Below are 18,847 nucleotides of genomic sequence, written 5' to 3'. Positions count from 1 at the left end.
GAAATAATATAAATGTTCCGGCAGTTTTGGCGTATGAGTGGAAGTGAAATTTTGTACATATACCCGCTGTCGGAACATTTTTTGTGGCTGTAATTTATTTTTACAGTTAGAATTTCTGTTTTGATGCTTATTTTTTTGTTACAGCTTTTTTTGCAAATTCGGTTGTCACAAGGTCTTCATAGGGGAGGCGCTCTTTGAGTTCCCCGGCCTCCTCAAGAATGTTCTCAAGCAGTTCAAAGCTCTCTTTCTCAAAGATGGTGTCTGTTTTCCAGGTGTCCTGGTTTTTGTAACGCTCGGTGATGCGTGTGAGATTCTCGAGAGGGGTCTCCTTGAACTGAGGCTGGATGACCTTTGCAATCTCTTCGGCGGAGTGGGTGTTTACATAGTCAAGTCCGCGCTGAATTGCGTTGGTGAAGCGCTGAATCAGTTCCGGATGATCGGCGAGGTAACTCTTCTTTGCACAGTAGGTGGTGTAGGGCACATATCCGGAATCTGTGCCGAGAGAGGCAATCACAACGCCCTTTCCCTCAAGTTCAAGGCTTGTGGCGAAGGGCTCGAATTCGACCGTGTAGTCTGCCCCATTTCCATTTCCCGAGGAGAAGGCGGCTGCTGTGAGTCCGAAATTGATGCTCTGGTCAATCGTCAGATCTGTCTTCGGGTCGATGCCATTTTTCTTTAAGATATACTCAAATACCATCTCCGGCATGCCACCAGCGCGTCCGCCAAGGACTTTTGTGCCTTTGAGCTTTGCCCAGGTGAAGGAATTATCCGGTGTGTGTCCGACGAGAAAGTTGCCGGCACGCTGGGTCAGCTGAGCGAAGTTGACAGCATAGTCCTGTGCTCCCTGCGCGTAAGTGTAGATGCTTGCCTCAGATCCCATAAAGCCGATATCGGCATCGCCGGAAATCAATGCGGTCATAACTTTGTCGGCACCGGCACCGTTTACAAGGGTCAGATCAATGCCTTCATCCTTGAAGTACCCAAGTTCGATGGCGGCGTACTGAGGCGCGTAGAAGATTGAGTGAGCGACTTCATTTAAGGTGACGGGGACGAGAGTTCTCTCGGCTTCTGTTTTTTGGCATCCAGTCAGCGAGATTGCAGTGACTGTGGCAAACAACGCAGCAACCGGAAGCATGGAGAGTGAGAGAATGCCGGATAAGGCACGAAAACAAGCAGGATGTGAGTGACGATGATACATAAAAGCCTCCTAATGAATAGATCAATGGATCGTGATAATTATGATAATATCACGATAAATGATGATGAAACATAATGGAAGATGAAAAAACGCTTGTAGTCTGGGGTGAGTCTGTAATGGCTACACATATTTGCTAGTATCATATTGAAAGAGACGAGGTGCGGTGAATAAAAATCAGAAAAATTTTTGTGATTCAGAGTGAGGTTGTGGAGAGGTGCTTTGCGTATGTAAATGACAAAAACCAAAAATCATGGTACAATACAGGGTAGATATTTGTGAAAGAAAATGCTACAGCTAGGGGAAGAATTTTATGAACAACTACAAGATGATCGTATTGGATCTGGATGGAACACTGACAAACCGGGACAAGGTAATTACGCCGAGGACGCTGCGTGCGCTGATGGAGGCGCAGAAGCGGGGCAAGAAGGTTGTGCTTGCCTCCGGACGTCCGACTTACGGAGTGATGCCGCTTGCAGAACAGCTTGAACTTGAAAAATATGGCGGATTTATCCTTTCTTTCAACGGCGGAATCATCATGGACTGCAGCACGAGGGAGATTGTTTTCCAGAAGAGGCTTCCGGTAGAATCCAATCAGCGGATTGTCAATCTGGCGCAGGAGGAGGGTGTGGACATTCTGACCTATCAGGATGCGTGGATCATCACGAATAATCCGGCGAACCAGTATGCGAAGATTGAGTCAGCCATCAATCATTTGAAACTGAAAAAAATTGAAAATCTCGGGGAATATATGAATTTTGCTGTCCCGAAGTTCATCATGCTCGATGACGGGGATTATCTTGCAACCGTTGAGGGAAAGGTGAAAGCGGCGCTTGGAAAGAATTTCAGCGTTTATCGTTCAGAACCGTTCTTCCTTGAGATTCTGCCGAAAGGAATTGACAAGGCACAGTCTCTTGACCAGCTGCTTCATGCGCTCGGAATGGACCGGGAAGAGATGATTGCCTGCGGAGATGGCTACAATGATCTGTCGATGATTCAGTTCGCAGGGCTCGGTGTGGCGATGGCAAATGCCGTGCTTCCGGTGCGCAATGCCGCAGACTACGTGACGCTCTCCAATAACGACGACGGTGTGGCACAGGTGGTGGAGAAGTTCTTACTTTAGAAAGTTTTTCGTTTGTTTTTGCAGGTGTGGAAAAAATGAGTCAGCCAAAGCAGCAAAAAAGTTTGATTTGTAATTTTTTCATAGAGGTATAGACTTTATAAATTTACTGTGATAAACTGATAAAAGCAGCGAAAACCGCTTGAGTGGTATTCTTTTACAGGCTCAGAGGAAGAAGAAAGATGAATGAGAAGTCATGAGAAGATGGGCAGATGAAAGTTTTGATACAGACTCAGGCGAGATGGATAAAGAAGGGAAATTTTCATGAATAAGAAGATCAGAAATGAAGAAGTGGATGATCTGTTCCGGGCGATTCTGACACTTAAGACACCGGAAGAGTGTTATCGCTTTTTTGAGGATGTTTGCACGGTAAATGAGCTCTTGTCTCTGTCACAGCGCTATGAGGTGGCAAAGATGCTCAGAGAGAAGAAAACGTATTTAGAGATTGCGGAGAAGACCGGAGCGTCGACTGCGACAATCAGCCGGGTAAACCGCTCACTCAATTACGGAAGCGACGGCTATGACATGGTATTTTCAAGAATGGCAGAGCAGAAAGAAAAGGAGAATGAGGAGTAGCCTCATTCCCTGTAAATGGAGAGCTTAAAACGCTTTTTAAAAGATTGTTGGAAAAACAAGAAAAAATGATAAAAAGATGAAAGTCCCATATTCACACGACGGCAGTGGTCAGTGGTGGATATGGGACTTTTCGTTTGTTTTAATTACAATGATTACAAGCTAAGCGTGAAATTTGCACTTCTTTAGACGTGGAAAGAATCGCGCAAATTCGTGCGTCATCGTTTTCTGCGGTCGCCTGGTTTTGAGGCATCTTCTGCGCGAAGCTGGTCGATGATTGTCTCAATCATCTGCTTCTTCAGATAGACATCAAAAGAAAGTTCACTGATAAAGGCAAAAAGTCTCAAGTAATCCTGATCTTCCCCTGCATCCGGGAAGGTTTCACAGGCTGCCTCAAACTTGGCAGTGACGTCCTCTTTTAGGCGTTCCATCTGTTCGTCCTCAAGGGAGAATACTTCCTCATAGATCTGGCTCAGAAGCGGAGACTCCTTTTCCTTAAAGTGCTTTTGCGTGATGGGGGCAAAGAGCTGTTCAATATCACTGATGGACAGCAGATTTTTATAATAATAGATGAAGAGCAGCATAATCATGTGCTCTTTTGTGTATTTCTTTTTGACAGGAGGAGGAAGCAAATTATTTTTTGCATAATTGTTGATCATCGTCTTGGTCAGCGCTTTATCCTCCGGATTTCTCTTAGCTTTCTTCAAATGCTCTTCCATAAAACTGGTGACCTGATCCATGTACAGGTCAATTTCCGGGATGCGATCCAGTTTGATATAAGAGATGGAATCCAGGCGATTTAAAATGTCTGTTAAGCGTTCTTCGTTCGTTTTCATATTTTCACCTCTTGCTCTATTATATAGTATCGAAAACCAGATGACAAGTAGAAAAGGCTCAACTACGGGAAAAACTCCATATAGTTAAGCCTTTTTGATACTAAAATGATACTAAAAATTTAATTTTGAAGATGAAATCTTTGTGCCATCGCCTTTTTATGTGCATAAATTTTACAATGATTCCATATATTTATAATAAAAGATAGCACTACAGGAAGTTCAGGGAAAATGAGAGCGAAGAGCGGAACCAGGCGAGAAAAATGGTTTTGCGGCTCAAAGGGCGGACATGCCGGGAAAAGCAGAAAAGAATAAACATTCCAAGGAGGGAACAGATATGGCAAGACGGGCGCGCAGGACCCCGCTGGAAAGATATGAGGATGAACTTGCCCAGACATATGCATCGATTGAACAGTATGAGAGTTGTCTGGAAACCATGAAAGAGAGGGCATCAAAGATTCAGGATCAGATTTTGATGGAAAAATTCCGTCAGGTAAATGAACTTTTGGAGAATCAGAATCTTTCCCTCGATGATTTGAGAGAGATGCTCTGTCGGGGATCCGGAGAACAGCAGAAATGTCCGGGAGAAGTGGATGAGCCGGAAAATGAGGAAAATTCTGAAAACTCGGGCATCCCACAGATTGCATCATAAGTTCAAGCGGATGTCTGCACAGACGTTTGCAGTGTCGTTTGTGCAGACAGATCTGGCGCACGATTCTGCTCAGCTTTTGTGCCGGCCAGCCAGATCAACCGATCGATCATAAGAATTGCACCTGCCTTAAGTTTATGCTATAATGAGCGGTAACAAATGGGAAGGACAGGACAAAAATACAATGGCAATTTATGATACCTTAAATTCTATGCAGAAAGAAGCGGTCTTTTGTACAGAAGGACCGCTTCTTGTGTTGGCAGGCGCTGGATCAGGAAAAACCAGAGTGCTGACACACCGTATTGCATATTTGATAGAAGAAAAAGAAGTAAATCCGTGGAATATTCTGGCAATCACGTTTACGAATAAGGCTGCCGGTGAGATGCGTGAGCGTGTTGATAAACTGGTGGAGTTCTGCCCGGAGAGTGTCTGGGTCAGCACGTTCCACTCTTCCTGCGTGCGGATTTTGCGCCGTTTTATCGATCGCATCGGCTATGAGAGCAATTTTAGCATCTATGATACCGATGATCAGAAGACGGTAATGAAGCGGATCTTGAAACGTATGGAGCTCGATCCGAAACAGTTTCGGGAGAGAGCAGTGATGTCGGCAATTTCCTCGGCGAAGAATGAGCTTATCGATCCGAAGCAGTTTCTTGAGAATGCTGGCGGAGACTGGAGAGAGAAGAAGATTGCGGAAGTCTATCAGCTCTATCAGGAGGAGCTCAAGAAAAACAATGCGCTCGACTTCGATGATCTGATCTTTAAGACGGTTCATTTGTTCCGGACAGATGCCGAGGTTCTCGATTATTATCAGGAGCGTTTCCGCTATATCATGGTAGATGAGTACCAGGATACGAACACCGCACAGTTTGTCTTGATTCATCTGCTTGCGAATAAGTATAAGAATCTCTGCGTGGTGGGTGATGACGATCAGTCGATCTATCGCTTCCGCGGGGCAAACATCCAGAACATTCTCGGTTTTGAGGAGGCATTTCCGGACGCAAGAGTCATTAAACTTGAGCAGAATTACCGCTCCACGATGCACATCCTCGATGCAGCAAATGCAGTGATCCGAAACAACAAGGGACGAAAAGATAAGACGCTTTGGACGGCAAACGGCGATGGTGTCCCGGTTGTGTTCCGCCATTACGATCAGGCGTATGAGGAGGCAGAGGGAATCGTCAATGATATCCTCAAGGACGGCAGACCGTTTCAGGATTATGCCGTGCTCTACCGCACGAATGCACAGTCCCGTCTGATCGAGGAAAAATGCATTTCTCACAATGTGCCTTACCGTCTGGTGGGTGGAATCAACTTCTATCAGAGAAAAGAGATCAAGGACATTCTTTCTTATTTAAAGACGATTGCGAACGGCAGAGATGATCTTGCGGTGCAGAGAATCATCAATGTGCCGAAACGTGGAATCGGAGCGGCATCGATTGCGAAGGTGACGGCATGGGCATCCGAGCAGGGATTGGGATTCTATGAGGCGTGCGTGCGCGCTCTGGCAGTTCCGGGACTTGCAAAATCAGCGGGAAAGTTTCAGGCATTTGTATCACAGATTGAGGAGTTTCGCCAGATGCTTCAGGGGGGATCGGATCTCAAAGAGCTGATTGAGGCGATTCTGGAAAAGACGGGATATCGGGAGGAACTCAAGGCGGAGGGCGAGATTGAAGCTCAGACTCGTTTAGAAAACATCGATGAACTTGTCAGCAAAGCGGTAGATTACTGGGATAATCAGGAACATCCGACGCTCGATGAATTTTTGGAGCAGGTGGCACTTGTCGCAGACATTGACCAGATGGATGATTCGGAGAACCGTGTGACGCTGATGACGCTTCACAGCGCAAAGGGACTCGAGTTCCCGGTTGTCTACTTGAGTGGAATGGAAGATGGACTTTTCCCGAGTTCGATGGCAATCTTCTCGGATGATCGGGCAGATCTCGAGGAAGAGAGACGACTTGCTTATGTGGGAATCACCCGTGCAAAAGAGCGTCTCGTGCTGACAGGGGCACGTCGCCGTATGGTGAATGGAGAGACTCGTTTTGCAAAAGTCAGCCGTTTCGTGGATGAGATTCCGCCGGAGCTGATCGAGAAAGAGCAGAAGAACACTTATGAACGCAGGAATGAGCAGGCAAAGCCGACGGAGCCGTCATGGAAACAGCGTCAGGGACAGCTCGGTGTCAGCAAGTTCGGCATGAAATCCACACCGGCAGTTCCGGCATTTGGAAAGGCATTTACCGTGGAGAAGGTAGGTTCTCTGGATTACGGTCCGGGAGACCGGGTGCGCCATATCAAATTTGGTGAGGGAACCGTTATGAGTGTTCAGGACGGTGGAAGAGACTTTGAGGTCAGGGTAAACTTTGACAAAGTCGGGGAGAAAAAGATGTTTGCCTCCTTTGCAAAACTTCAGAAAGTTTAGGCACGAAAAAAAGTATCAGGAAAATCTTTTGAATGGGATAGTAAAAACACGCAAAAGATGATATACTTATTATCAATGGGTCAGACATCTATGTCTCACCACAATGACAGAAAGGACGTGAACCTATGAACAGATTCGATACCATGAGCAAAGATGCCATGAGCCGCGTAGAGGAGATCATGAATTCTACAAAGCTGAACGAGTTCCTGCATAGAAAGGAAGAAGAGGAGAAGAAGAAAACTTTTATTCTCTGGGCATTGGCAATTATCGGAGCAGTAGCGGCAGTAGCAGCGATTGCGTATGGAGTTTACCGTTTCTTTACTCCGGATTATCTGGAAGACTTCGAGGATGATTTCGATGATGACTTTGACGATGATTTCTTCGAGGATGAGGATGAGAAGGACGAGAAGACGAAATAATCGATGATCGATAGGAACTCCATCGAGAAGGAATCGAGAATCCGTCAGCGTATAGGAAAATGCCGGGCGTGCCTTGCTGGTTTGAGGCACGCTCATTTTGTTGTATACACGGAAACTGAGTCGGTGATGTGTGTGCAGAGGTTATATTTTTGCTTCTACAAAAATGAGAAAGACGCATCAAGATCGACGACCAGATGACTAAGAAGATAAAACTGAGCTGAGATAGATAAAACGAGATAAGATAAAATGAAATAAGATAAGATGAGATGAAATAAGATAAGGAGAGCAGAGTGAAAAAAGGAGAATTTTTTGAGGCGGTTATTGAACGGGTGGATTTTCCGAACAAGGGAGTCGGCTTTGTAGATGGAGAGCGTGTTGCGGTAAAGAATACGATTCCGGGGCAGAAGGTGCGCGGTGTGATCAATAAGAAGAAGGGCGGACGCTGCGAGGGACGCCTCCTTGAGGTTGTGGAGCCGTCTCCGTTAGAGAAGAAGGAGAATGTCTGCCCGCATTTTGGCGTGTGCGGAGGCTGTCTCTACCAGAGTCTTCCGTATGAGGAGCAGCTTAAGATCAAGGAAGAGCAGGTAAAGAAACTGCTTGATCCGGTTTGCGGAGTGGATCAGTACGGATTTGAGGGGATCAAGGGAAGCCCGATTCAGGATGGCTACCGCAACAAGATGGAGTTTTCATTCGGTGATGAGTACAAGGATGGACCGCTTGCGCTTGGAATGCACAAGAGAGGAAGTTTCTATGATATTGTGACGACGACGGACTGCCGGATTGTGCATCCGGATTTCAACCAGATCCTTGGAACAACGCTTCACTATTTTGCAGAGAAACAGGTTGGTTTCCACAAGAAGCTTCAGCATACGGGATATCTGCGCCATCTTCTTGTGCGCCGTGCCGTGAAGACCGGAGAGATTCTTGTTGCACTCGTGACTTCCGGTCAGACGGAGACGCTTCCGGAAGCACAGGAAACGCTTCTTGAGGGCTGGAAGGAGGCTCTGCTTGCGCTGAAGCTTGAGGGGGCTTTTGCCGGAATCTTACATATCCTCAATGACAGTCTTGCGGATGTGGTCCAGAGCGATGAGACGACGATTTTGTATGGACAGGACTATTTCTATGAGGAGATTTTAGGACTGAAGTTTCGAATCACGCCGTTCTCCTTCTTCCAGACGAATTCTCTCGGCGCAGAGGTGCTCTATGATACCGCGCGCTCTTACGTCGGCGAGACGAAGGATAAGGTGATCTTTGATCTCTACAGCGGAACCGGAACGATCGCGCAGGTCATTGCTCCGGTTGCAGCTCATGTGATCGGTGTTGAGATCGTGGAGGAAGCAGTCGGGGCTGCGAAGGAGAATGCGGCTCTCAATGGACTTTCCAACTGCGATTTCATTGCCGGAGACGTGCTGAAGGTCATCGGTGAGATCACGGACAAGCCGGATCTGATTGTGCTTGATCCTCCGCGCGATGGCATCCATCCGAAGGCGATTGGACGAATCATTGATTACAACGTTGACCGGATCATCTACATTTCCTGCAAGCCGACGAGCCTTGCAAGAGACTTGGAAAGTTTCCTCGCCGCAGGTTACCGGGTGGAGAGAAGCTGCTGCGTCGATATGTTTCCGGCAACTGCGGGGATAGAAACAGTCTGCCAGTTAACCCGCATAAAATAAGGGTTTGCAGACTTCGCGCAAGATAAAAAATGACAACTGACTACGGTTTGACTACATCGATTTTCGTTGTCCTCAAATCTGTGCCGGTTGTCTTTTTTTATTTCATAGGAAACTGAGAAAATGTGCAAAAACACGTTCTCTTTTGGGAATGCTCATCCTGGGATGGTCATCGTGGGCGATTTATGATGCTTTCTATTTATCTATGATGGGAAAGTTATTTTTACAAACACTTGAAATTAACTAAAGTGGTATGTGTACTATAAAAAATTGGGTTTTGTAAAATCTCAATAATTGTAATATAATCTCATTGTAAGGACACAGAGAGACAAGAAAACCTGAAAAACAGATAAAAAATCAGGACAAAACTTTCTTGGAATAGAACAATGTGTCAAAATTGGTAGATCACCTGTGATGAACTTTGGGGTAAGAAAAAACAAAATAAGGAGAGAGAATGTTATGAAGAAAAAATGGAGTCATATCTTGATGGCGGGCGTTATGGCAGTTGCAATGGTAGCAACAACTGCATGCAGCAAGGCAGATAAGACAGATGCGCCGGCAGCGGACAGCGCAGCAGCAAGCACGGCAGCAGAGGGAAGTGCAGTTGCAGACGCAGGCGACATCGGTTTCCCGAAGAATGAGACAATCACTCTTGTTGTTCCGGGTAAAGCAGGTGGTGGTTCTGACTTGGGAATCCGTTATTACAGCGAGGGACTCAATCGTCTGTACGGTTTAAAGACAACCGTAACCAACTACGACAGCAACACCGTTGGTCATCAGACCGTAGCGTCCGCAAAGCCGGATGGAACGACTCTGACCGTAGCAACCTCCGCACTGAACATCCAGTACATCACCGGAAACTCTGAGGCAAACCCGATCAAGGACTTCACCCTGATTGCCTGCCTTCAGGATAACGGTTTCTCCACCCTGGCAGTACCGGCAGATGCTCCGTATGATGATTTCGCAGGTTTCGTTGACTACGCAAAGGCTCATCCGGGCGAGTTAAACGCAGGTATGCCAGCAGCAGGAGCAAACACCTTCCTCTTCGGTATGCTGACTGAGAAGACTGGAATTGAGTTAAACTCCGTAGAGTGTGCATCTGAGTCCGATCGTCTGACCAACTTAGCAGGTGGTTTCATCGATATCGGTGTTGTCAATGTCGGAAACGCAGCGGAGTATGAGAAAGCTGGAAAGCTGAAAGTTATCGGTACCGTATCTTCTGACGGTGTGACGATCTCTGAGTATCCGGAGGAACTGCCGGACAACTACAAGACTCTGCAGGAGCAGGGATTTGAAGACTGCACCCTGTCCGTTTACCACTATCTGTTAGGACCGGCTGGCATGGACGAGACGATGGTCAAGAACATGAACGAGGCAATGAAGGCAGTTGTGGAAGATCCGACCGTAAACGAGGGCATCGCAGGAATCGGAAACATTCCGGGTTGGCATGATCTTGAGGAGTCCAAGAAGATCCGTGACGACGAGTATGCTCAGTTCGTTGAGATCGCAAAAGATCTGGATATGTTTGTTCAGGAGTAACGATTTGAGATTTGTTACGACATAAGAATGTACGACGAATGTCCTGGGAAGTCAAAAACCTCCCGGGACATTTTAAAAGAGAGGAATACGAGAGGAGATTATCGGATTATGAAGATGCGGAGAGATACCGTGACCGGAATCGTGGGACTGATCGGCTGTGCATTTTTCTTCTTTATGACACAGTCTGTAAAACAGCCGGCAAAACTGCTTGAGCCGGGACCGAGACTTTTGCTGTATGTGGCACTTGTCCTGATTGCGATGAGTTCCATTGCACTGATCATCAAAGGCGTGAAAGAGCGCGCGATTGAGGAAAAACCGTATTTTCCAAAGGGCGGCGTGTTAAAGATCAGCAGAAGCTTTGCATACCTTGTGATCTACGCGATTGCAATGACCTGGTTAGGCTTTCTGATCACAACCCCGTTTGCGACAGTTGTCTTTATCTATGATCTGAAAGGCAACAGTGAAGTGAAACTGCTTCCGTCCATTCTCATTGCCCTGCTGGTAACGGCTGGTCTGTATGCAATGTTTGTGTTTGGATTCCAGGTAAAACTTCCGGCAGGAATTCTGTTTTCCTGATATTGCTGTATGGATATGAATGTTTGAAAAAGTTTAAAAATGATTGATTTGATTAACTTTTGATTAGCTTTTTATTGACTATTGATTGACTATGGAGGAGGAACAATCATGGCAGAATACATAAACGCGTTGATGATCTGTCTTCAGCCGCTTCATCTGGTGCTGATCATCGCGATGGTTGCACTGGGAATTGTCTTCGGTGCGATCCCGGGACTGTCTGCTACACTCGGTATTGCGCTGCTGCTTCCGGTGACATTCGGACTTTCCACAGAAACTTCATTTGTGCTGCTTCTGGCGATCTGGATCGGAGGCGTTTCCGGAACATTCATCTCGGCGGTTCTGATCGGTATTCCGGGATCATCTTCCGCAATTGCAACCTGTTTTGACGGCTTCCCGATGACGAAGAACGGTCAGGCAGGAAAGGCACTTGGAATCGGTATGACCGCTTCCTTCATCGGAACCGTCGGTTCCGTGGCTCTCGCTACGGTGCTTTCCCCGGTGATCGCAGAGTTTGCGCTTCATCTTGGACCGTGGGAGTACTTCTCCCTGTGCTTCTGTGCAATCACTCTGGTTGCATCCCTGTCAAAGGGAAACATCTTCAAGGGAATCATGGCTGCCGGAATCGGACTGCTGATGGGATGCATCGGTATGGACCCGATCAACGGAGCTACCCGTTTTACATTTGGAAACACCTACCTCTCCGGTGGAATCAGCACGGTTGCACAGATGCTTGGTATGTTTGCAATGTGCCAGATCATCCGTGACTCTGCCCGCGGTGAGGCAAAGATGCCGGACGCAAATGTCGGAAACATGAAGGGGCTTGGTGTTAGCTTTAAGGATATCATTGAGAACATCAAGACGATCGCCTTTGCTTTCGCTTCCGGACTCTGGATCGGTTTCCTTCCGGGAATGGGATCTGGTATCTCCAACATGGTTGCTTATGGATACGCAAAGAGCATCAGCAAAGATCCGGACAGCTTCGGAAAAGGAAATCCGGCAGGTGTGTGGGCTTCTGAGACTGCAAACAATGCTTCCCTCGGTGGTGCACTGATCCCGATGATGGCGCTCGGAATTCCGGGAGATGGAATCACCGCAATGCTGATTGCAGGTCTGACGATTCACGGTCTTCAGGCAGGTCCTCTGTTCATGACTGAACAGCCGGATCTGGCAATGCTGATCTTCGCCTGTGTTATGGTAGCTGCAATCATCACCTACCTGATTCAGATCCTGACAAAGCGTTGGTTCCCGTACATCCTGAAAGTTCCGTATCACTACCTTTACACGGTAATTCTTGTAATCTGCTACATCGGCGGTTACGGAATCTCCAATACAATGTTCAACATCTATGTGATGCTGGCACTCTGCTTCCTTGCAATCTTCATGAGCGTATCCGGTCTTCCGACCTCCCCACTTGTCCTTGCGTTCATCCTTTCAAGCAAGCTGGAGCGTTACTTCCGTCAGGGAATCAGCTATGCACATGGAAGCTATGCACCGTTCTTCACCAGACCGATTTCCGCAGTTCTGCTGATTGTTTCTGTATTCTGCGTAGTTTGGCCGTTCCTGTCTGATCATCTGAAGAATAAGAAAAAGATGGCAGTAGCAAGTGCTCAGAACGAGGTAAATGATGACTGAAAATATTGATCGGAAGGAGTTTCCTCTGATTGATGCCTGTTATGCGACTCTTCCGTCCATGCTCAGAAAGTTTGACCGTTATGCCAGAAAATCCTATTTTCAGGGAAGTGGCAGAGAGGAATTTGAGAAATGGAAAATTCAGACCAGAGAGCTTCTTTGTAAGCTCTTCGGTCTGGATAAGATGGAGAAATCTTCCTTAGATCCGGTTATGGAAGAACAAAAAACATTGCCGGATGGAATACGGAGAGAACATGTACGGATTCAGGTTGAGCCGGATGTGTGGATGTCCATGTATCTGCTGATTCCTGCAGATGCGGACGCCAGCACCCGGCTCTTTTTATGCCCTCCTGGTCATAATGGGGGCGGAAAATACAGCGTTTCGGGTGTCTCAGAGTACAATTTGGTGAACCAAAAGATTGAACAGTATCACTATGATTACGGGATGCAGTTGGCAAAACTCGGATTTGTCGCAGTCTGTCCGGACTGCCGGGGATTTGGTGAGCGAAGAGAGGAGCTGGCAGATACGAGAAATCCGGAGCTTGCCCTGCGCGGAGATTGTTACTGGCTCGCGCATATGGGAGAACCGCTCGGGATTCCGGTTGCCGGAATGTTGACCTGGGATCTGATGAGGGCGATCGATTATTTGAGCGCGCGCGGAGACTGGGATACGGATCACATTGGCTGTCTTGGATTTTCCGGTGGTGGGATGCAGACGCTCTGGCTTTCGGCTTTCGATGATCGGATCGATCTTGTCGTGATCAGCGGATATCTCTATGGATACCGGGATTCGCTTCTGTCCCTGAATCGCAACTGTTCGTGCAACTATGTTCCACATCTCTGGGAGTATCTCGATATGGGGGATATCGCATCTCTGATTGCGCCTCGTCCGCTCTGGATTCAGTCTTGTAGGGATGATCGCCTGAATGGACCGCGCGGACTTGAAAACGTGCGGGAACAGGTGGAGATTGTTCGAAGCGCTTATCGGTGGTACGGAGCAGAGGAACGTTTGATTCATGAAATCTGTGAGGGTGGACACCAGTGGCATGGGGAAAATCTGGAGTCTTATCTTAACAGGATGATTCAAATGATTTGAATGACGTTCATAACCAGAAATAAATCGTTCATAACCAGAAATAAATAAGAAAGAGAAGGAGACATTCCATGGAAAAATTACAGCTGAGAGAGGAAATTCTGAGCCGTATGGAATTGCCGGTCATTGCGGACAGAAGTTATTCGGTGCAGGAGTTCGGCGTAGTTCCGAACTCAGAAAAAATTCAGACTGTATTTCTGCAAAAAGCCATTGATACAGTCAGTGGGTGTGGCGGTGGACGGATTGTGATTCCGTCGGGGTCTTACCGGACAGGGGCTTTGCATTTGAAAAGTGGAGTGGAACTTCATTTAGAGAGTGCAGACACTGTGCTGAAATTTGTGAATGAGGAGGTTTCTCTTCACTATCCGCTGGTGTTTTCGCATTGGGAGGCAACACCATGCTACAATTTTAGTTCCTTGATCTATGCATGTGACGCTCATGATATTGCCGTTACAGGATGCGGAATTCTCGACGGAGGGGCAGATCGGGAGCACTGGTGGAACTGGCATCACCAGGTCGAGGATGCGTGGTCGAGCAACCGCAGAGATATGCAGTTGGAGGATCGAAAGGCTCTGCGTGTGATGAACGAGAACGGCACTCCGATTGAGGAGCGAGTATTTGGCGATGGTCATTTCCTGCGCCCGAACTTTGTACAGCCGATCCGTTGTAAGCGCGTTCTGCTTCAGGGATTTACGTTAAAGAACAGTCCGATGTGGCAACTCAATCCGGTCATGTGTGAGAGCCTGACTGTCGATGGAGTCACAATGTCGAGCCACGGGGCAAACAACGATGGCTGTGATCCGGAGAGCTGCAGTGGCGTACATATCAAGAACTGTCGGTTTGACACCGGAGACGATTGCATCAGTTTAAAATCCGGTAGAGATCGGGACGGACGAATTGCGAACAAGGCGTGCGAGTATGTTCTGATCGAGAACAATGAGTTTGCGGATGGTCACGGCGGAGTTGCTCTCGGAAGTGAGATGAGTGGAGGAATCCGCCATGTGCTTGCGATGAACAATCGTTTCAGCAGTCCGAATCTGACGTATGCGCTTCGGCTTAAAACGAATGCGAAACGCGGGGGAATGGTTGAGGAGATCATTCTTGCGGACAGTGTGATGGATCATGTGCACGGCGCAGCGGTTCACGGAACGATGCTTTATGAGGATGGAAGAAATGGCGAGTATCTGCCGGTCTTTCGGAATATCCGAATCGAGAACATCACGGCGCATGGTGGAGATTACGGAATTTTCCTCGAGGCCTTTGATGAGGTGCCGATCACTGGGCTTGTGCTCAAGAACATTGTGATTGACGGGGCGAAGAAGAAGATTCGCTGTATGAACTGGAGCGATCCGGTTGTCGAGAATGTTGTGATCAACGGAAGTCATTTTCCGCGTCCGATCAGCGTCAGAATCACGGATGTTCCGCGGGCAGGCGAGCTGTGCCATGCGGAGGCGGAACTCTGCGATGGAGTTGGCGAGTGCAAGTTCACATGGAAGTATTGTGGAGCAGATGGAATCTGGAAGGCGCTTGAGGGCAATCAGACGGCAGAGATTCCGGCGGATGCCTGTGAGGTTCAGGTGTCAGTGGCGGACAGCCAGAATAATATAGAAGAAAGTATTGTCTACCGAGTGCTTCCGGGCGCTGGTGAGGCGAGAGATTTCGCGGATACAGATGCAAGTTTAGAAATGGGTGCAGATGTAGAAGCTGGGGCGTCTGATCATGCAGGTGCGAAGTCAGATGCTGATGTGAGCAGACGACTGTGGTGCAGAGGCATGCTTGAGAAGATTCAGCCGCTTTCTGCGCGACCGGTCACAAGAGAAAAACTTGCGAAGATGATGATCCCGTTAATGGAAGCGGAGGATGAGAAGGAGCTGGAGCCTGCAGAGCACTCATCGGAATCATCGGAATCGACGGAATCAATGGAATCATCGAAATCAATGGAAAAAGTTGCGAAAGCTGAGGCTTCCTCCTGCCTTGAGACGGCACTTCGCCAGGGATTTTTAAAGATGGAGAAAGACGGAAGTCTCAAGCCGGATGGCACAGTCAGCCGACAGGAGATGGCGACTGTTGCGATGCAGGCATGCGGAGTCAATTATCGGAATGCATCAAGCACGATGCCGGTTTGCGAGGATGTCGCAAGCGTTGATAACAATTATGGAACAAACGTTGCAAGAGCTCTGTATTTTGGATTTATGGAGCTTGACAAAGCTGGATGTTTCCGCCCGCTTGAGCCGGTCACGGAGCGGGAGACCGCAGTAATTTTGAATCGTGTGGCTGATTTTGCCGGAATATAAATGCCGAGTATCGAGTAAATTCAGAGGCGCGGAGTACAGGTAATAAGTGTAAGTGAGTGTGTAAGTGAGTGAGTGCGTAAGTGTGAGTGTGTAAGTGTGTAAATGCATAAGTGGAAGTAGAAGTGCAGAAAGGAGAAGGCAAGATATGGAGGAAATGTGGCTGGAGTATTTCAGGCAGTATCTGGGGCAGGAATTTCCGAAATTTTTGAGCGAGAAAGTGTGGAATTACAAGGATGATCTGTGTGTGATTGGAGCACATGATCTTGCAGAGGCGACGGGAGATCCAGAGTGGGATGCATTTCTTGTAAATCAGGCACACTGGCTGATGGCGGAAGATGGAACGGTTGCCAACTGGAAAGAGGGCGAGAACAACATCGACAAGATCAGTTTTGGAAAGTCGCTCAGAATTTTGCGGGATCTCACGGGCGATCCGGACTCGAAATATGCGGTTGCAGTGGAGTGCGCGTATGAGTTTTTGAAGCATTATCCGAGAACGGAGACTGGAAATTTCTGGCATAAGGACATTTATCCGAATCAGGTCTGGCTCGATGGACTCTACATGGCGATGCCGTTTTATGCAAAGACGATTGCGGAAAATGGGGATGATCGCTGGGATGATATCATTGACCAGTTTGAGAGTGCGCACCGTCTGCTCTGGGATGAAAAGAAAAAGCTCTATGTACATGGTTGTGATGTGAGCAAAAAGGCGGACTGGGCAGATCCTGAGACTGGAAGAAGCCCGGGAGTCTGGCTTCGCGCGGAGGGATGGTATCTGATGGCACTCTGCGATGTCTATGAGCTTGCAAAAGGTCGTACTGGGCGTGCAGAAGAGCTACGAGAACTTCTTGAGCGTGCCGTCGAGGGAATTCTTCTCTATCAGGATCAGAAGACGGGAATGTTCTATCAGAGTGTAGACTACGCGGAACTTGAGGGAAACTATTTAGAGACTTCTGGAAGTGCGATGGTTGCCTATGCGCTGATGAAAGGTGCAAGACTTGGAATTCTCCGTTCAGATCTTGGAGCGGAGGGAGAGCGGATTCTGGAAGGAATTCGGACTTCCTATTTAAAGCGAGAGGATGATGGTCTGCATCTGTATGGAATCTGTGCAAGTGCCGGACTTGGAGCGGGACCTGATCCGCATAACCGCAAAGACCGGACTGGAAAACCTGAGTACTATGTGAGTGAAGTGCAGATGCGGGATAACCAGCATGGAAGTGCAGTGTGCATGATGGCGGTCAGTGAGCTTCTGCGGCGTCTGGTACGGCTCCGACAGCTGGATAAGTCATGCAAACGCGCTCTCGCTCCGGGTAAATCAGCGGAAGCGTCACTGGCGCTTCCGTGATACGCTACGTCTCACACGGGTTTGCATCGACTTTCCCACTGCCGGAGCCTTTGCTACATTATCTTCAAGCATTACACGTCCATTTTGCTTTATATGTGTAATTTGTTTTTAGCCTCTATCATTTTTCCAACTATTAAAAATCGATCTGGGAGATAACTATATTATGGTTCGTAGAAAAAAATATGAATTCATGCTATAATGGATGCGAAAAATGTTACTGTTCACGGGTAGGCATTTTCTGAACTGAAAATGCCGTAAAATACAGTAGTGGTAGCAGAATTTGCCGATTTGGAATGTGAAGCATCGGCAAAATCGGTTATTGTTTGCGCAAAGCGTGAACAATAACTGAAAATACGAATCGAACAGGTATTGAATGCGTTCGGAAGGAATGAGAAGAATGGAAAAGAAAAAGAAAGTACTCGCATTTGGAGAGATTATGCTTCGTTTAAAGACCCCGGAACATCTGCGGATTGTACAGGCGGATGAGTTTGAGGCGAGCTATGGCGGGGCGGAGGCGAATGTGTCAGCGTCGCTTGCGATGTTTGAGGATCCGGTGCATTTTGTGACAAAGTTGCCGGACAATCCGGTGGGAATGGCGGCTCTCGGGGAACTGCGCCGTTTTGGAGTTGATACCTCCCGTGTTGTGAGGGGCGGAAAACGTCTTGGTATCTATTATTTTGAGAAGGGCAGTGATATTCGTCCGACGAATGTGGTCTATGATCGAGAGTACAGTGCATTTTCTATGGCAGAGGCGAGAGAGTTTGACTGGGAGACTCTGCTTGCGGATGTGGATGTCTTTTACTTTTCGGGTGTAACTCCGGCAGTCAGTGAGTCTGTGCATCAGGCGGTTAAGAATGCTCTGAAAGTCTGCACCGAGCGAGGAATTGAGGTTGTCTGTGACTTGAATTACCGCTCAAAGATGTGGAGCAGTGAACGCGCCCAGCAGGTGATGGGAGAGTTAATGAAGGATGTGACGATCTGTATCGCCAATGATGAGGATTTTGAGTCCTCGCTTGGAATTCATGCCTTTGACGGTGATATGGCGCACGGAATTGACCAGATTGACACTTATAAGCGTGGAATGAAGGAGATCATGGAGCGTTATCCGAATTGCCATGCAGTTGCAAGTGTTCTGCGAAATATGCATACCGTGGAGGATGGAGATTGGATGGGAATCTATCTGACTGGCGATACGTTTTTTGAAACTCCGGTTCATACGGTACACAGTCTTGAAGCAGTAGGAGCTGGAGATGCGTTTGCCGGAGCTCTGCTTCACGGTCTTGTGAATGGATTTACACCTCAGAAGATGATTGACTTTGCGATTGCAGGAAGCGTCATGAAGTTGATGATTCAGCATGACTTCAATGTCGTGAATGAAGCAGAAATTCTGCGGATTATGAAGTCGAATGACACAAACTTGCAGAGATAAAGATATAATTTTCAGAATATTCTAATTTAAGGAAAAATTGCGACATAAGAAAGGTCACCAT

The 18,847-nt window shown here is 47.6% G+C and carries 15 protein-coding genes; 13 read left to right on the top strand and 2 right to left on the bottom strand.

The window, feature by feature from the left end:
- Positions 1-127: 127 nt before the first annotated feature.
- On the bottom strand, positions 128-1,135 hold the full coding sequence (locus AC4EVX_RS11655) for an ABC transporter substrate-binding protein (protein ID WP_490160264.1): 1,008 nt from the start codon (positions 1,133-1,135) through the stop codon (positions 128-130).
- Positions 1,136-1,508: 373 nt separating this feature from the next.
- On the opposite strand from AC4EVX_RS11655, the gene AC4EVX_RS11650 reads away from it, so the two are divergent.
- Positions 1,509-2,318, top strand: a complete 810-nt coding sequence (locus AC4EVX_RS11650) for a Cof-type HAD-IIB family hydrolase (protein WP_177976608.1) — start codon at positions 1,509-1,511, stop codon at positions 2,316-2,318.
- A gap of 261 nt (positions 2,319-2,579) precedes the next feature.
- Positions 2,580-2,891, top strand: a complete 312-nt coding sequence (locus tag AC4EVX_RS11645) for a YerC/YecD family TrpR-related protein (RefSeq protein WP_177976609.1) — start codon at positions 2,580-2,582, stop codon at positions 2,889-2,891.
- A 215-nt stretch (positions 2,892-3,106) separates the two neighbouring features.
- On the opposite strand, the gene AC4EVX_RS11640 is transcribed toward AC4EVX_RS11645, so the two are convergent.
- Positions 3,107-3,724, bottom strand: coding sequence for a DUF1836 domain-containing protein (locus AC4EVX_RS11640; protein WP_177976610.1), 618 nt, complete (start codon positions 3,722-3,724; stop codon positions 3,107-3,109).
- A 334-nt stretch (positions 3,725-4,058) separates the two neighbouring features.
- On the opposite strand from AC4EVX_RS11640, the gene AC4EVX_RS11635 reads away from it, so the two are divergent.
- The 11 genes from AC4EVX_RS11635 to AC4EVX_RS11585 all read left to right on the top strand — a co-directional run bounded on the left by AC4EVX_RS11635 (position 4,059) and on the right by AC4EVX_RS11585 (position 18,786).
- Entirely contained in the window at positions 4,059-4,373 is a 315-nt protein-coding gene (locus AC4EVX_RS11635; RefSeq protein ID WP_177976611.1) for a hypothetical protein, read from the top strand.
- A 181-nt stretch (positions 4,374-4,554) separates the two neighbouring features.
- A complete protein-coding gene (pcrA, locus tag AC4EVX_RS11630) occupies positions 4,555-6,792 on the top strand; it encodes a DNA helicase PcrA (protein WP_490160263.1) in 2,238 nt (745 codons plus the stop codon).
- 125 nt (positions 6,793-6,917) lie between these two features.
- Positions 6,918-7,211: a DUF4366 domain-containing protein gene (locus tag AC4EVX_RS11625; protein WP_177977776.1), complete on the top strand. Its 294-nt coding sequence runs from the start codon at positions 6,918-6,920 to the stop codon at positions 7,209-7,211.
- 290 nt (positions 7,212-7,501) lie between these two features.
- A complete protein-coding gene (gene rlmD / locus AC4EVX_RS11620; protein ID WP_177977775.1) occupies positions 7,502-8,887 on the top strand; it encodes a 23S rRNA (uracil(1939)-C(5))-methyltransferase RlmD in 1,386 nt (461 codons plus the stop codon).
- Positions 8,888-9,343: 456 nt separating this feature from the next.
- Positions 9,344-10,423: a tripartite tricarboxylate transporter substrate-binding protein gene (locus tag AC4EVX_RS11615; RefSeq protein ID WP_177977774.1), complete on the top strand. Its 1,080-nt coding sequence runs from the start codon at positions 9,344-9,346 to the stop codon at positions 10,421-10,423.
- Between the two features lie 108 nt (positions 10,424-10,531).
- Positions 10,532-10,999: a tripartite tricarboxylate transporter TctB family protein gene (locus AC4EVX_RS11610; RefSeq protein ID WP_490160262.1), complete on the top strand. Its 468-nt coding sequence runs from the start codon at positions 10,532-10,534 to the stop codon at positions 10,997-10,999.
- 108 nt (positions 11,000-11,107) lie between these two features.
- Positions 11,108-12,631: a tripartite tricarboxylate transporter permease gene (locus AC4EVX_RS11605; RefSeq protein ID WP_177977772.1), complete on the top strand. Its 1,524-nt coding sequence runs from the start codon at positions 11,108-11,110 to the stop codon at positions 12,629-12,631.
- Entirely contained in the window at positions 12,624-13,724 is a 1,101-nt protein-coding gene (locus tag AC4EVX_RS11600; protein ID WP_490160261.1) for a dienelactone hydrolase family protein, read from the top strand. Before AC4EVX_RS11605 ends, AC4EVX_RS11600 begins: the two co-directional genes overlap by 8 nt.
- A gap of 68 nt (positions 13,725-13,792) precedes the next feature.
- The gene (locus AC4EVX_RS11595) at positions 13,793-16,015 is read left to right on the top strand and encodes a glycosyl hydrolase family 28 protein (protein ID WP_177977770.1); all 2,223 of its coding nucleotides are present in this window, start codon (positions 13,793-13,795) and stop codon (positions 16,013-16,015) included.
- Positions 16,016-16,160: 145 nt separating this feature from the next.
- The gene (locus tag AC4EVX_RS11590; RefSeq protein WP_490160260.1) at positions 16,161-17,357 is read left to right on the top strand and encodes a glycoside hydrolase family 88/105 protein; all 1,197 of its coding nucleotides are present in this window, start codon (positions 16,161-16,163) and stop codon (positions 17,355-17,357) included.
- A 397-nt stretch (positions 17,358-17,754) separates the two neighbouring features.
- A complete protein-coding gene (locus AC4EVX_RS11585; protein WP_177977769.1) occupies positions 17,755-18,786 on the top strand; it encodes a PfkB family carbohydrate kinase in 1,032 nt (343 codons plus the stop codon).
- The last annotated feature ends 61 nt before the right edge of the window (positions 18,787-18,847 follow it).

This window comes from Brotaphodocola sp., from assembly GCF_983179755.1.
The sequence above is the reverse complement of the archived record's forward strand: the minus strand, read 5'-3'. Positions and strand labels throughout refer to the sequence as shown.